This is a genomic window from Pseudomonas sp. JL27(2026) (assembly GCF_056933555.1).
In genome coordinates, this window is record NZ_CM167794.1 from 401,410 (window position 1) to 415,112 (window position 13,703).

Sequence of the window (13,703 nt, forward strand, 5' to 3'; positions counted from 1 at the left end):
CCTCGCCACAGGTAACAGGCTTCGGATCAGAACTTCTGCCTGATCAGAACTTATCGAGTGTCCGTAGCTTGGTCTCGCGTACCACTTCTTTTGGCTTGTACGCGCAATACCCCGGCCGCGGGCCGATCTTGGGATGGTTGCGGCAGGTGTCCGGGCGCTTTTCATAAATAGTGCACAAACGGCTCTTGCGATCCAGGTACAGGCAATCGTTGTTGCTCATGCGCTGGAGCGTGAAGATCTCGGACTTCTGGTTGTAACGCTCGACGATCCCTTCCTTTTGCAGGCGCTTGGCGATGTTCTTCGGCGGGTCGCCGCGCTCGAACTCATCGACGATGCCGATGCGGATCAGATCCTTGATCTTGACCTCCACCGGCAGCGTGCAGCAACTGGACACGCAGGAGCCACACATGGGGGCGGAGTACTTGGCCCAGGTATCGAGACGGTCGATCTCCGCGGCGGCGATCAGGTTGGGCTTCATCATGTGGAATTACCAGCGTGCATCAGGGCGCGCGATCATACCGGGACTGGTGATTTTTTGAACGACCATTTGCCGGTTTTTTCTTGTCGACCTGCATTTTTTGAGGCAGCGGCACGGCATCTGCTTCTTTTTACGACGTACCGGCAAGGACGAAGGCCTGAGGGCGGCGGTTGCAAAAAACGCCGAACCCATGCTTTTGCCTCGTGTCAGACCGACTAGGCTCAGACCATTCCATGCTCGATCGAGGTCCTACCCATGACTCAGGAACCGCTTGTTCGTGACGCTGAGGTGGCCGCTTTTCGCGACGCCGTGTTGACCAAACTCACCTACGCCGTAGGCAAGGATCCGGATCACGCCTTTGACCATGACTGGTTCGAAGCCATCGCCCTGGCGACGCGCGATCACATGGTCGAACGCTGGATGGACCACACGCGGCATATCTACCGCAAGGGTCAGAAGCGCGTTTACTACCTCTCGCTGGAATTCCTCATTGGCCGCCTGCTCTATGACAGCCTGAGCAACCTTGGCTTGCTGGACGTGGCACGCGAGGCGTTGACCGAACTCGGCGTCAACCTGGAGCGCATCCGCCTGCTGGAGCCGGACGCGGCACTCGGCAACGGCGGCCTCGGACGGCTGGCCGCGTGCTTCATGGAGAGCATGTCGACCCTCGGTATCGCCGGTCACGGCTACGGGATTCGTTATGAGCATGGCTTGTTCCGCCAGGCGATTGTCGACGGCTGGCAGCAGGAGCAGACCGAACACTGGCTGGATTTCGGCAACCCGTGGGAGTTCGAGCGTCCGGAGGTAATTTATACGATCGGTTTCGGCGGCGGCGTCGAAACGGTCACTGATGAGCACGGCAAGAGCAAGCAAGTCTGGACGCCGTCCGAAACCGTGCGCGGGGTGGCGTATGACACGCCCGTGGTGGGGTGGCGTGGGGCCGGCGTCAACACGTTGCGCCTGTGGCGGGCGCGGGCCATGGAAGACCTGCACCTGGAGCGTTTCAATGCCGGTGACCATTTGGGCGCGGTGGCCGAAGTGGCTCGGGCCGAGAGCATCTCCCGGGTGCTTTACCCCGCCGACAGCACCGAGGCCGGTCAGGAGCTGCGGCTGCGTCAGGAGTATTTCTTCGTGGCCGCCTCGTTGCAGGACTTGCTGCGTCGCCATCGCAACATGCACGGTTCGGTGCTGACGTTGGGTGAACACGCAGCGATCCAGCTCAACGACACTCACCCCTCGATTGCCGTGGCCGAGTTGATGCGTCAACTGGTCGATGTGTACGACGTGGCGTGGGACGCTGCCTGGCAGATCACCGTCGACACGCTGTCGTACACCAACCACACGCTGTTACCCGAGGCGCTGGAAACCTGGCCGGTGGGCCTGATGGAGCGGATGCTGCCACGGCACATGCAGATCATTTACCTGATCAACGCCCAGCACATCGACTCGCTGCGGGCCAAGGGCATTCATGATTTCGACGTGCTGCGCGCGGTATCGCTGATCGAAGAAGACAACGGCCGACGTGTGCGCATGGGCAACCTGGCGTTCCTCGGCTCCCATAGCGTCAACGGGGTGTCCGGGCTGCACACGCAACTGATGCGCAGCACGGTGTTTTCCGAGTTGCACAAGCTGTACCCGGACCGGATCAACAACAAGACCAACGGCATCACCTTCCGCCGCTGGTTGTACCAGGCCAACCCGGAACTGACGTCGATGATGGTCGATGCGCTGGGGCCGGGCTTGCTGGACGATCCCGAGCAGAAGCTGATCGAACTGGAACCGTTTGCCGAGAAAGCGGCATTCCGCAAGCAGTTCGCCGAGCAACGGCTGCACAGCAAAAGGGCATTGGCCAGCCTGATTCATGAGCGCCTGGGCATTGCGGTTAACCCGGCGGCGCTGTTCGACGTGCAGGTCAAACGAATTCACGAGTACAAACGCCAGTTGCTCAATCTGTTTCATACAGTGGCGCTGTATCAGGCGATTCGCGCCGAGCCGGAAACCGATTGGGTGCCACGGGTGAAGATTTTCGCAGGCAAGGCGGCGGCCAGTTATCACCAGGCCAAGCTGATCATCAAACTGACCAACGACATTGCCCGGACGATCAATAACGACCCGACTGTGCGTGGGTTGCTGAAGGTGGTGTTCCTGCCCAACTACAACGTCAGCCTGGCCGAAAGCATCATTCCGGCGGCCGACCTGTCGGAGCAGATTTCCACTGCCGGTTTCGAGGCCTCGGGCACCAGTAACATGAAGTTCGGCCTCAATGGCGCGCTGACCATCGGTACCCTGGACGGTGCAAACGTGGAGATGTGCGAGCGCATTGGTGCCGAGCACATGTTCATCTTTGGTTTGAGCGCCCAGCAAGTCGGTGCGCGCAAGCGCAATGGCGAGTTCCACGCCGGGCCTGATATTGCCGCGTCTCACCGGCTCAGTGATGTGCTGCAAGCGATTCGCGGCGGTGTGTTCTCGCCCGATGACCCGTCGCGTTACGCAGGGTTGATTGACTCATTGGTCGACTATGACCGCTTCCTGGTCTGCGCCGACTTTGATTCCTACTGGCATGCCCAGGGGCGGGTTGAAGCGCATTGGCACGACTCGAAGGAGTGGTGGCGCTCGGCGGTGCTCAACACCGCGCGGATGGGCTGGTTTTCATCCGACCGGACCATTCGCGAGTACGCCACGGATATCTGGAAAGCGCTGGGGTAACTTTTAGCAATAATTGCGAGCAAGGCCCATCGGTCGTTGGGCCGGGTCGATATACTAAGCACCAACTTCACCCCTGTGGGAGCGGGCTTGCTCGCGAAAGCGGACTGACATTCGACATCAATGTTGAACGTTATGCCCTCTTCGCGAGCAAGCCCGCTCCCGCAGTGGATTTGTGGTGCAGATACACTCTGCCCCACACTGGATTCCGGGTGTCTGGTTACTAGACTGAACCAGACGCTGCTGTGCCCGGACTCGCCCGGCAATGGGCCGCTTAGGGATATCGACCATGCAATGGATTTTCATGCTGATGGGGCTGGTGCTGGGCTGGGTGCTCGATGAGTCCTTCAGCGATGCACTGATTGGCGCACTGATGGGGCTGGGCATTGGCCAGACCATCGCGCTTGGCCGGCTCAATGCGCAAGCCGCCGAGCAGGCTCGTCAGTTGCAACTGGCCCAGACCGCCCTCGGCGCGGTCGAGCAGCGGCTGGCGTTGCTGGAGCGCAGTGGCGGCCACGTTGCGCCAACCACTGAACCGATGACTGCCAGCGAGCCGCTTCTTGCGCCTGACCTCCTCTTTGACGAAGCCCCCGAGCCTGAGCCAGGACCGTTGCCTGCGGCCCAGGAACTGGTCTGGGAATTGCCGCCCGAATTCGAACCGGTACAGGCAAGCATTGCTCCGCCCGTCGACCTTTGGACGCCGCAGCCTCACGAGCCACAACCTCCTGCCGAACCCCGTGGCCCCAACCTGATCGAGCGCGCCATCGCTAGTGCACGTACGTGGCTGTTTGGCGGCAACACGGTGCTGCGTATTGGCGTGGTGCTGCTGTTTTTCGGTCTGGCGTTCCTGCTGCGTTATGCCACCGAAGGCATGGTGGTGCCGATCGAGATGCGTTACGCCGGGGTTGCGGCGGCGGCATTGGCGTTATTGGGGCTGGGGTGGTGGTTGCGCCTGCGCAACACAAACTACGCATTGATCCTTCAGGGCACCGGCATTGCCGTGTTGTATCTGACCGTGTTTGCCGCCATGCGTCTGCACCCGTTGCTCGATCCGGGCGCAGCGCTCGGCTTGCTGGTGGCGGTGACGGTGTTCTCGGCGATCCTTGCGATCACCCAGGACTCCCTGGCGCTGGCCTGCGCGGCGGCGCTGGGCGGGTTTGCCGCGCCGATCCTGACTTCCACTGGCGCCGGCAACCATGTCGCGCTGTTCAGCTACTTCGCCTTGCTCAACGCGGGCATCCTCGCTATCGCCTGGTTCAAGGCCTGGCGGCTGCTGAACCTGATCGGCTTTGCCGGCACCTTCGGCATCGGATTCGCCTGGGGCGTGCGTTCCTATGCACCGGAGTTGCTGTGGAGCACCGAGCCGTTCCTGATTCTGTTCTTCCTGATGTACCTGGCGATCGGCTTGCTGTTCACCCGGCGCAAGTTGCTGGAGATGAGCGATGCGCCAGAGGACGACAGCCGCGACGCGCTGCTGCGCTGGTCGGCCCGCAAGGGCGACTACGTCGACGGCACGATGCTGTTCGGGCCGCCGCTGCTGGGTTTTGGCTTGCAGTTCGCGCTGGTTCAGCATCTGGAATTTGCCGCGGCGTTCAGTGCGTTGGCGTTGGGCATCATCTACATGGGTCTGGCGCGGTTTCTCAGCGGTGGCCGTGCCTTGTTGCTGGCGGAAACCTGCCTGGCGCTGGGGGTGATTTTTGCATCGCTGGCGATTCCATTGGGGCTGGATGCGCGCTGGACGGCAGCGGCCTGGGCCGTGGAGGGCGCGGGGATTTTCTGGCTCGGCCTGCGTCAGCATCGGCCGTTGGCGCGCGCCTTCGCCTTGTTGCTGCAACTGGGTTCGGCGCTGGCGTTCCTCAGCGAGTTGCGTCTGGGTGACAGCAGCCTGCTCGACGCGGCACCGCTGGGTGCGCTGATGCTCGGCGTGGCGCTGCTGTTCAGTTTCTATCAATTGCGCAACGCGTCTCCTGAGCAGACGTCGGCTTGGGAACGCAAGGGTTTGCCGGTGCTGGCGTGCCTGGGGTTGATCTTCCTCTACCTGCTGGCGCCGCTGTTTTTCTTCTCCCATGGCACGGCGATCAGTTGGGCGCTGGCCGGGCTGGCGACGTTGTTCGTTGGGTTGCGCCTGCAATCGCGGACGTTCCTGTTCACCGCGTTTGCTGTGCAATTGCTGGGCGGTGCGTTGTTCCTGTTGCGCCTGCAAGGGGCCAGCGGCGATGCGGCGGCCGTGTTCAGCGCCGGCTGGAGCGGTTTGCTGACGGCGTCGTTGATTGGCCTGGCGTTGATTGGCGGGATGCTGTTCGCCGCTCGCGATGACATGGTGCGCAGCGATGTACGCCTGCTGCGCGGCCTGTCGGTGGTGTTGCTGGCGGGGTTGGTGCTGATCAACCTGGCGGTGCTCTTCGTGTTGCCGTGGCAAACGGCGAGCGGCGTGTGGGCGGCGAGCGGTCTGTTGATCATCTGGCTGAGCCTGTATCTCCAGCAGCGGGTGAGTTTTGTGTTTGGCCTGTTGTTGCAGGTGATTGGCGGTGCGGCGTTCCTGATCGCCGGGGCCGAGTTGTTCGGGCCGCTGAGCAGTGAAGGTCTGCGACCACTGGGCCATAGCGGTTTCTGGACGCCAATGGTGCTGGGGCTGGCGGCGCTGGTCGGTGCCTGGCGCTTGCAGCTTGGCAATCGGGCGAGTGGGTTCGATGTCTTGAGTTTGCAGCGTCTGTCTAACGTGTTGTTGGTGTGGGGCGCCGGATGGTGGTTATACGGGTTGTTCAGCGAAACGCAGCGTTTTGTTGCACCGCCTCTGGAAACCGCAGCGCTGCTCGGGATTCTGGCCGCGAGTGCGGCACTGTGGTCGGTGCTGGCCCTGCGCCTGAACTGGCCGGCACTGGGGCGGATGTGCACTGGGCTGACGCCCGCCGCTGCGTTGGTGTTGGGGGTGTCCTGGCACGCGTTCTATCACCCGGCGGCCAACGTCGGCTGGCTGGCGTGGACGGCCGTGTTCGCGGTGCATTTCATCTCGTTGCGACGCCTGGCATCGATGCTCCCGGCGCGAGTGGTGAGCGTGGCGCATGTGATCGGCTGCTGGTTGCTGATACTGGTGTTGGCACTCGAGTTGCGCTACGGCTTGCTGATGTTGGCGGAACAATACAACGCCTGGCGCTGGCTGGGCTGGGCGATCCTGCCAAGCTTGTATCTGGTGCTGATGGCCGCGCCACGGGCCTGGCCATGGCCGGTCTCGGCGTACGCCCGCGAGTACCGGATTTACGCCGCGTTGCCGCTGGCGGTGTTGATGTTGGCGTGGTTCTGGTTGGCCAACCTGTTCAGTGACGGCACGGCCGAACCACTGCCTTACCTGCCGCTGGTCAATCCGCTGGAAGTGGGGCTGCTGTTCGCGTTGGGCGGGGTGTATGTGTGGTCCCGCAGTGCAGTCAGCCACTGGGCGATCCGCGCCGATTACGCCACCAAGGCTGCGGAAGTGATTGCCGGGGTGTCGCTGTTTGCCTTCTTCACCGCGCTGGTGATGCGCACCGCTTACCACTGGGGCGGCGTGCCGTTCGAGCTGGTGGCGCAGTTGGATTCGATGTTGGTGCAAGCGGGGTTGTCGATCGTCTGGACCTTGATTGCCCTGGGGCTGATGATCGGCGGGCATGTGCGCCATCGGCGCGAGGTCTGGCTGGCGGGCGCGGTGTTGATTGCGCTGGTGGTTGCCAAGTTGGTGTTTGTCGAACTGAGCAACCGTGGCGGACTGGCGCGGATCGTTTCGTTTATCGGGGTCGGCGTGTTGTTGCTGGTGGTGGGCTATTTTGCGCCGCTACCTCCCAAACGCGTTGAAGCAACACCTGGGCCGGACAAACCGGCCAGTGAATCTGAGGGAGTGTCATCGTGAGTGCGAAGTTGAGCCTGGTCTGCTTGTGGGCTGTGGGGATCTGTGTGGCGTGGTCGGCCCAGGCGCAGGAAAAACCGTCGGATTTCAGTACGCAGTTGCCGTTGAGCTTGAGCGGGGAAGGCCCGTGGTATCGACTCGACGTGCCATTGGCGGTGCAGTTGAGCGCACGCCAGACCGATCTCGGTGACATGCGGGTGTTTAACGCGGCGGGTGAGGCACAGGCCTATTCGCTGGTGCGCGCGCAGGCGCAGAACCCCGACAGCCCAATGGTGCACGACGTTAAATGGTTCCCGCTCTACGACTCGGCCGAGGCTCGTGAGTCGGTACCGAGCGTGCGTGTGCAGTCGAATGCCAACGGCACGCTGGTGGAGGTTCAGCCGTCCACGCACCTTGAGGCTGGCGAAGAAGTGCTGCGCGGCTGGCTGCTGGATGCCAGCGCGATCAAGGCGCCGTTGCAGCAGTTGACCCTCGACTGGGCCAGTGACCGTGATGGGTTTCAGTACTTCAGTATCGAGGCCAGTGACGACTTGCAGCATTGGCAGTCGTGGGGCGAGGGGCAAGTAGCGCGTTTGTCGTATGCCGACGAGCGGGTTGAACAACATGAAGTGGGCTTGCCGGGGCAGCGCGCCCGTTACCTGCGGTTGCTGTGGAAGAACCCGCAGTCGGCACCGGCCCTGACCCTGGCACAGTTGCAGAGCCTGAGCGTCAGCAGCGTGGCGCAACCGTTGATCTGGTCGCAACCGGTCGCGGGCAGCAATCCAAAACCTGGCCTGTACACCTGGAAGCTGCCCATGGGGCTGAACGTCGAACGGGTGAAAATTGAACTGAGCCAGGCCAACAGCCTGGCACCGGTAACGTTATCCACCCGCCGCGAAAGCAGTCAGCCTTGGCAGCCAGCAGGCGGTGGCCTGCTGTATCGGCTGACCCAGAATGGCCAGGACGTGCTGCAAAACGAATTGCAACTGTACGGGCAGGTGGTTCGGGAGCTGAAGCTCACGGTCGATGAGCGCGGCGGCGGTCTGGGTACGCAAACTCCTGACTTGCGGTTTGCCGTGCGTTCGACCCAACTGGTGTTTCTGGCACGCGGTGCCGGGCCCTACACCCTGGCGTTGGGCAGTGCCACGGCAGGTGCAACCCATTTGCCTTTGTCGACATTGATCCCCGATTACAGCGTCACGCGCATGGCGGAACTGGGGCAGGCCAGGGTCGAGGACGGGGGCAAGGTCTTGCAGACGGGGGCGGTGACTCAGGTTGACGGTGGCCCGGACTGGAAAAAGATCGGTTTGTGGGCGGTGTTGCTGCTGGGCGTGCTGGGGTTGGCGGCGATGGCGTTCAGTTTGCTGCGCAAGCCATCGGTGAAGCATTAAGACGGGCACAGCTTTTGTGGCGAGGGAGCTTGCACCCGCTCGGCTGCGAAGCCGTTGCAAGATTTCCGGGCACCGCTCGATTGCCTGTTTGGGGCCGCTTGGCACCCCAGCGGGAGCAAGCTCCCTCGCCACAGTCATGCGCATTTGCAGCTACGCTAAACCCCCGTACATGAACTCCATTGCGTGAATCTCGTCTGATAAGAGGAATTGCGCCCCGACTCGCGTTAAACTGCGCGGGTTTTTAGTCCCCCCATTCCACCGGAGCCTTCCATGTCCCGCGTTACCCTGAGTCGCTATTTGATTGAGCAGACCCGCAGCAACAACACTCCTGCCGATCTGCGCTTCCTGATCGAAGTGGTGGCGCGTGCTTGCAAGGAAATCAGCCACGCCGTTTCCAAAGGCGCCCTGGGCGGTGTTCTGGGCAGCATGGGCACTGAGAACGTGCAAGGCGAAGTGCAGAAGAAACTCGACGTGATCTCTAACGAGATCCTGCTCGAAGCCAACGAATGGGGCGGTCACCTGGCCGGCATGGCGTCCGAAGAAATGGACAATGCCTACCAGATCCCGGGCAAGTACCCGAAAGGTGCGTACCTGCTGGTATTCGACCCACTGGACGGCTCGTCGAACATCGATATCAACGCCCCGGTCGGTACGATCTTCTCGGTGCTGCGTTGCCCGAACGAATACCTGAGCCAGAACGAAGCCTTGAACGAAAAGGCCTTCCTGCAGCCAGGTACCGAGCAGGTAGCCGCCGGTTACGCGATCTACGGCCCGCAAACCATGCTGATCCTGACCCTGGGCGACGGCGTCAAGGGTTTCACCCTGGACCGTGAAATGGGCAGCTTCGTACTGACCCACGAAGACATCACCATTCCTGAAACCACGCAGGAATTCGCCATCAACATGTCCAACCAGCGTCACTGGGAAGCTCCGGTACAACGCTACGTCGACGAGTTGCTGGCTGGTGAAGAAGGCCCGCTGAAAAAGAACTACAACATGCGCTGGGTCGCTGCGATGGTCGCGGACGTGCACCGCATCCTGACCCGTGGCGGCTTGTTCATGTACCCACGCGACAGCCGCGAGCCATCGAAGCCGGGCAAACTGCGCCTGATGTACGAAGCCAACCCGATGTCGTTCCTGGTCGAGCAGGCTGGCGGTGCGTCGACCAACGGTCACCAGCGCATTCTCGACATCAAGCCTGAAGGCCTGCACCAGCGTGTTGCGGTGTTCCTGGGTTCGAAAGAAGAAGTTGAACGCGCCACGGCTTACCACAAGGAATAAACCATGACCGCGCCCTGGCAGCCGTTGCTTGAGTGGTGGTTCGGTTCAGCCGACAACCCTGATGAAGTGGCGGCGCAGAAGGGCAAGTTATGGTTCGGTAAGCGTGACAGCCAGGACCTCGAAGCGCGCACGCGTTTCGGGGGCTTGGTGGAACAGGCACTGGCCGGCGGATTGACCGAGTGGACGCAACGTCCCGAAGGTTGGCTGGCCCTGGTGTTGTTGCTCGATCAGTTACCACGAATGATCTTTCGCCAGACCCCAAAATCCTTTGCAGGCGACCTGCGTGCTCAAGCGTTGGTGGCTCAAGGTATTGCCGCGGATTTCGACCGGCAACTGCCGCCGATCCAGCGCGTCTTCATCTACCTGGTGTTCGAGAATTGCGAAAATCTGGCGGTGCAGAACGAAGCCATCTCGCGCTTTGCCGACTTGCTGGATCAGCAGCCGGAGGCGGATCGGGCGGTGTTTGCCGATAATCTGGATTACGCCGAGCGGCATCAGAAAATCATCGCCCGGTTTGGACGGTTTCCCCATCGCAACGAGATTCTTGGGCGTGAGAGTACGCCTGAAGAGTTGGCGTTTTTGAGCGGGCCAGGGTCGCGATTCTAATCGCACTGTATGTTTACGGATTCCGTTGCAGCAACCGCTTCATCAGCAATGTGGGTAGATTCTTCCGCATATTGGCAATGATGTGGATGTAGACCCTTTTGTCTCGAACCTCATAAATGATCCGGTTCATCCCGTGGGTTTGACTTGGGAGGAAAGCCTCATGGGTTTGATCTCCTGTGGGTGAGGCAGGACTGAATTTAGTCTTAATTCAGTCCTTCGTCTGTTGCATCAGACGGCCGCACCTGAAGTGAGCTGCTGGGTTTAGATTCGGAAGCTACCGACCAACTGCTTCAACCGCGCTGCCTGTTGTTCAAGGTCGGCACACGCGCGCAAGGTCGATTGCAGGTTCTCAACGCCTTCCTGGTTCAGCGTGTTGATTTCGGTGATGTCGATGTTGAGCGATTCGACCACAGACGTCTGTTCTTCGGTCGCGGCGGCGACGGACTGGTTCATGCCGTCGATTTCGCCGATGCGCTGGGTCACGCTGCCCAGGCGTTCACCGGCCTGGTTGGCAATGCCGACGCTGCCTTCACTCTGGCGCTGACTGTCCGTCATGATCGCCACCGCTGCGCGGGCACCGACTTGCAGTTCTTCGATCATTTTCTGCACTTGCTGCGCCGAATCCTGGGTGCGGTGAGCGAGGTTGCGCACTTCGTCAGCCACCACCGCGAAACCGCGCCCGGCTTCACCCGCGCGGGCTGCTTCAATGGCCGCGTTGAGGGCCAGCAGGTTGGTCTGTTGCGAGATGCTGGTGATCACCTCCAGAATCTGGCCGATGTTCACCGTGTTGCTGTTGAGCGTTTCGATGTTGGCGCACGAGTCGCTGATTTTGGCCGACAGTTGCTGCATCGCCGTGATGGTTTTTTCCACCACGTGCTGACCGTCTTCGGCCAGGTTGCGAGCATCGCTGGAGTGCTGAGAGGCGAGCGCCGCGTTCTGGGCGATTTCCTGGGCGGCAGCGCCGAGCTGGTTGATTGCTGCTGCCACGCTGCTGGTGCGTGAGGCTTGCTGGTCGGAATTGAACATCGACGAGTTGGAGGCGCTGACCACCCGCAAGGCGACTTCGTTGACCTGACCGGTGGCGGAGGCCACTTCGCGGATCGAGGTATGGATGCGCTCCACGAAACGGTTGAACGCGGTGCCCAGCGCACCGAATTCGTCATGGTTGTGGATGACCAGGCGTTTGGTCAGGTCGCCTTCACCTTCGGCGATGTCCTGCATGGCGCGGCCCATGGTCAGCAGCGGTTGCATCAGTACGCTGATCAGCATGCCGAGCAGGCTGATGATGATCACCACCGCGATCGCCATGGCGATGATGGCCGAGGTACGGAACTCACTGAGCATCGAGAACGCGGTGTCCTGGTCGAGCACCAGCGCTACGTACCAGTCGGCCGACGGCACACCGTTGACATGGGTGAAGGAGATGAACTGAGTCTTGCCGTTCGCCTCGACTTCTTTCATGCCCGGGCTGACGTTTGGCGCACCGTTTGGAAAGGCTTCGGCGAGGCTTTTGAGCACCAACTTGCTGTCCGGGTGGATCAGGATCTTGCCCTCGCTGCTGACGATGAACGCGTGGCCGTGGCCGCCGAAATTCAGCGAGTTGATGATCGCGCTGACGTTTGTCAGGTCGATGTCTGCGCCGGCGACGCCGATCATCTGGTTGCGATGCTGCACCGGGGTGGCGACGGTGATTACCAGTTTGCCCGAGGACGCAGCGATGTACGGTTCGGTGACGATGGTCTGCTGTGCGCTGTTGGCGGCTTTGTACCAGCCACGGGCGCGTGGGTCATAGTCGGCGGCGCGGTTGCCGGCCGGCACCGAGAACATCACACCGTCGGCGCCACCAAAGTAGCTCAGCTGGAAGTTGCTGGTGTAAGCGGGCAGGCCCACGGTGCGTTTGAGGTTGTCCAGCGCGGGGCCATCGACGGCGACTTGTTGCGCCAGCGATTGCAGCAGTTGAATGCGGCTTTCCAGCCAGGTCTGGATGTTGCTGGTGGTCAGGCTGCCCAGTTCCTGCATTGAGGCTTCGGTGCTGCTACGCAGCGTCTGGCGCTGGCGGTAGTCGTTGAACACTATGAAACAGGCGAACGCAACGGCGACCACAAGGGCGGCTGCAAGCAGGATCTTGTGGCTGAACTTCATGTTTCTGGTCATTAAGTGAACTACCGCGAGGGGGCTGGTCAACGAGGGGCGTCAATTTGCCACAGTAGAGGGCTTTGCGCTGCTCTTATGTCGACAGGCCAGCGCCAAAGATTAGGCGGCTTTGTTGAAAAGCGACGAAATGCCCGTTGGCTCGGTAAAGTCGCTGATTTGTGGGCGAAATGGCGATATTTGCCATTCAAGAAATACCCCGTGTCCACGGGAACCACATGAGGGTTTTCTCTTCTAAGCTTCTGGTTGGCAGCCAGGCCTTCCCCTTCCGTCCAGGAGTTACACCATGTCGCTGCGATCTATCGCTCTGTTGTCGTTCTGCGTGCTGTTGGTCGCGTGCAGCAAGATCAACCAGGAAAACTATTCAAAGATCTCGACGGGCATGCCCAAGGCTGACGTCGAAAAGCTGTTGGGCAGTCCATCTGACTGTTCCGGCGCGCTGGGCATGTCCAGTTGCACCTGGGGCAACAAGAACAGCTTTATCAGCGTGCAGTATGCCGGTGACAAAGTGCTGATGTTTTCCGGGCAAGGCCTGAAGTAAACCGGGGCTGCGCGCCCACGGGAGAAGAATAATGATGCGGTTTGTAATAGCTCTTTTTGCCGGTCTGTTGTTGGCCGGCTGCGCCACTTCTGGCGATGATTCGCTGGCACCGAAAACGGTCAACAGCGTCAACCTCAAGCGTTACCAGGGTAAATGGTACGAGTTGGCACGCATGCCGATGTACTTCCAGCGTAACTGCGCACAATCCGAGGCCCACTACACCTTAAGGACTGATGGTGACATGGAGGTGCTGAACCGGTGCCTGACCCCTGAGTGGAAATGGGAGGAGGCCAAGGGCACGGCGACGCCGCAGGTGCCTGGCAAGTTCGACAAGCTGTGGGTGAACTTCGATAACTGGTTTACCCGACTGCTGCCCGGTGTGACCAAGGGCAATTACTGGGTGCTGTATGTCAGCGATGATTACCAGACCGCGATTGTCGGTCACCCGAATCGACGCTACCTCTGGCTGCTGTCGCGTAAACCGGAAGTGAATGCCGATACCCGCGAAGAACTGCTGAGCAGGGCGCGTCAGCAGGGCTACGACACCACACGCCTGATCTGGCGGGTGTCGGACACCAAAATGGCCCAGACCTCGAAATAACGTTTAGCGCACATCAAATGTGGGAGCGGGCTTGCTCGCGAAAGCGGCCTGTCAGTCAACATCCTTGTTGAATTTGATAGCCCCTTCGCGAGCAA

Annotated in this window: 9 protein-coding genes and 2 pseudogenes; 7 read left to right on the forward strand and 4 right to left on the reverse strand. The window is 60.9% G+C overall.

Annotation, left to right across the window (positions count from 1 at the left end):
• Nucleotides 1-43 precede the first annotated feature (43 nt).
• Nucleotides 44-481: a YkgJ family cysteine cluster protein gene (locus AC1Z1G_RS01835; protein WP_483624378.1), complete on the reverse strand. Its 438-nt coding sequence runs from the start codon at nucleotides 479-481 to the stop codon at nucleotides 44-46.
• 252 nt (nucleotides 482-733) lie between these two features.
• On the opposite strand from AC1Z1G_RS01835, the gene AC1Z1G_RS01840 reads away from it, so the two are divergent.
• The 5 genes from AC1Z1G_RS01840 to AC1Z1G_RS01860 all read left to right on the forward strand — a co-directional run bounded on the left by AC1Z1G_RS01840 (nucleotide 734) and on the right by AC1Z1G_RS01860 (nucleotide 10,315).
• The gene (locus tag AC1Z1G_RS01840) at nucleotides 734-3,184 is read left to right on the forward strand and encodes a glycogen/starch/alpha-glucan phosphorylase (protein WP_483624380.1); all 2,451 of its coding nucleotides are present in this window, start codon (nucleotides 734-736) and stop codon (nucleotides 3,182-3,184) included.
• Between the two features lie 286 nt (nucleotides 3,185-3,470).
• On the forward strand, nucleotides 3,471-7,061 hold the full coding sequence (locus AC1Z1G_RS01845) for a DUF2339 domain-containing protein (protein WP_483624382.1): 3,591 nt from the start codon (nucleotides 3,471-3,473) through the stop codon (nucleotides 7,059-7,061).
• Nucleotides 7,058-8,428 carry a DUF3999 domain-containing protein gene (locus AC1Z1G_RS01850; RefSeq protein WP_483624384.1) on the forward strand — a complete coding sequence of 457 codons (1,371 nt, stop codon included), beginning with the start codon at nucleotides 7,058-7,060 and terminating at the stop codon, nucleotides 8,426-8,428. The genes AC1Z1G_RS01845 and AC1Z1G_RS01850 overlap by 4 nt, the downstream gene beginning before the upstream one ends.
• Before the next feature lie 270 nt (nucleotides 8,429-8,698).
• Nucleotides 8,699-9,709, forward strand: coding sequence for a class 1 fructose-bisphosphatase (locus tag AC1Z1G_RS01855; RefSeq protein ID WP_483624386.1), 1,011 nt, complete (start codon nucleotides 8,699-8,701; stop codon nucleotides 9,707-9,709).
• A gap of 3 nt (nucleotides 9,710-9,712) precedes the next feature.
• Nucleotides 9,713-10,315 carry a DUF924 family protein gene (locus tag AC1Z1G_RS01860; RefSeq protein WP_483624388.1) on the forward strand — a complete coding sequence of 201 codons (603 nt, stop codon included), beginning with the start codon at nucleotides 9,713-9,715 and terminating at the stop codon, nucleotides 10,313-10,315.
• A gap of 13 nt (nucleotides 10,316-10,328) precedes the next feature.
• On the opposite strand, the pseudogene AC1Z1G_RS01865 reads toward AC1Z1G_RS01860, so the two are convergent.
• The 3 genes and pseudogenes from AC1Z1G_RS01865 to AC1Z1G_RS01875 all read right to left on the reverse strand — a co-directional run.
• Nucleotides 10,329-10,448 (reverse strand): annotated as a pseudogene (locus AC1Z1G_RS01865) (type II toxin-antitoxin system RelE/ParE family toxin); the annotation flags it as partial.
• A gap of 128 nt (nucleotides 10,449-10,576) precedes the next feature.
• Nucleotides 10,577-11,341 carry a methyl-accepting chemotaxis protein gene (locus AC1Z1G_RS01870; RefSeq protein WP_483627727.1) on the reverse strand — a complete coding sequence of 255 codons (765 nt, stop codon included), beginning with the start codon at nucleotides 11,339-11,341 and terminating at the stop codon, nucleotides 10,577-10,579.
• Between the two features lie 93 nt (nucleotides 11,342-11,434).
• A pseudogene (locus AC1Z1G_RS01875) lies at nucleotides 11,435-12,469 on the reverse strand (HAMP domain-containing protein); the annotation flags it as partial.
• Nucleotides 12,470-12,752: 283 nt separating this feature from the next.
• Here AC1Z1G_RS01875 and AC1Z1G_RS01880 point away from each other — a divergent pair.
• Both AC1Z1G_RS01880 and AC1Z1G_RS01885 read left to right on the forward strand, forming a co-directional pair.
• Nucleotides 12,753-13,007 (forward strand): outer membrane protein assembly factor BamE domain-containing protein, encoded by a 255-nt coding sequence (locus tag AC1Z1G_RS01880; protein WP_347903343.1) that lies wholly within the window; start codon nucleotides 12,753-12,755, stop codon nucleotides 13,005-13,007.
• 31 nt (nucleotides 13,008-13,038) lie between these two features.
• Nucleotides 13,039-13,608 carry a lipocalin family protein gene (locus AC1Z1G_RS01885; protein WP_483624390.1) on the forward strand — a complete coding sequence of 190 codons (570 nt, stop codon included), beginning with the start codon at nucleotides 13,039-13,041 and terminating at the stop codon, nucleotides 13,606-13,608.
• Nucleotides 13,609-13,703 lie beyond the last annotated feature (95 nt).

Coding starts and splice junctions, on each gene's coding strand:
- AC1Z1G_RS01845 (WP_483624382.1), top strand. CDS start 3,471: ATGCAATGGATTTTCATGCTGATGGGGCTGGTGCTGGGCTGGGTGCTC.
- AC1Z1G_RS01835 (WP_483624378.1), bottom strand. CDS start 481: ATGATGAAGCCCAACCTGATCGCCGCCGCGGAGATCGACCGTCTCGAT.
- AC1Z1G_RS01840 (WP_483624380.1), top strand. CDS start 734: ATGACTCAGGAACCGCTTGTTCGTGACGCTGAGGTGGCCGCTTTTCGC.
- AC1Z1G_RS01860 (WP_483624388.1), top strand. CDS start 9,713: ATGACCGCGCCCTGGCAGCCGTTGCTTGAGTGGTGGTTCGGTTCAGCC.
- AC1Z1G_RS01855 (WP_483624386.1), top strand. CDS start 8,699: ATGTCCCGCGTTACCCTGAGTCGCTATTTGATTGAGCAGACCCGCAGC.
- AC1Z1G_RS01885 (WP_483624390.1), top strand. CDS start 13,039: ATGATGCGGTTTGTAATAGCTCTTTTTGCCGGTCTGTTGTTGGCCGGC.
- AC1Z1G_RS01880 (WP_347903343.1), top strand. CDS start 12,753: ATGTCGCTGCGATCTATCGCTCTGTTGTCGTTCTGCGTGCTGTTGGTC.
- AC1Z1G_RS01870 (WP_483627727.1), bottom strand. CDS start 11,341: ATGTTCAATTCCGACCAGCAAGCCTCACGCACCAGCAGCGTGGCAGCA.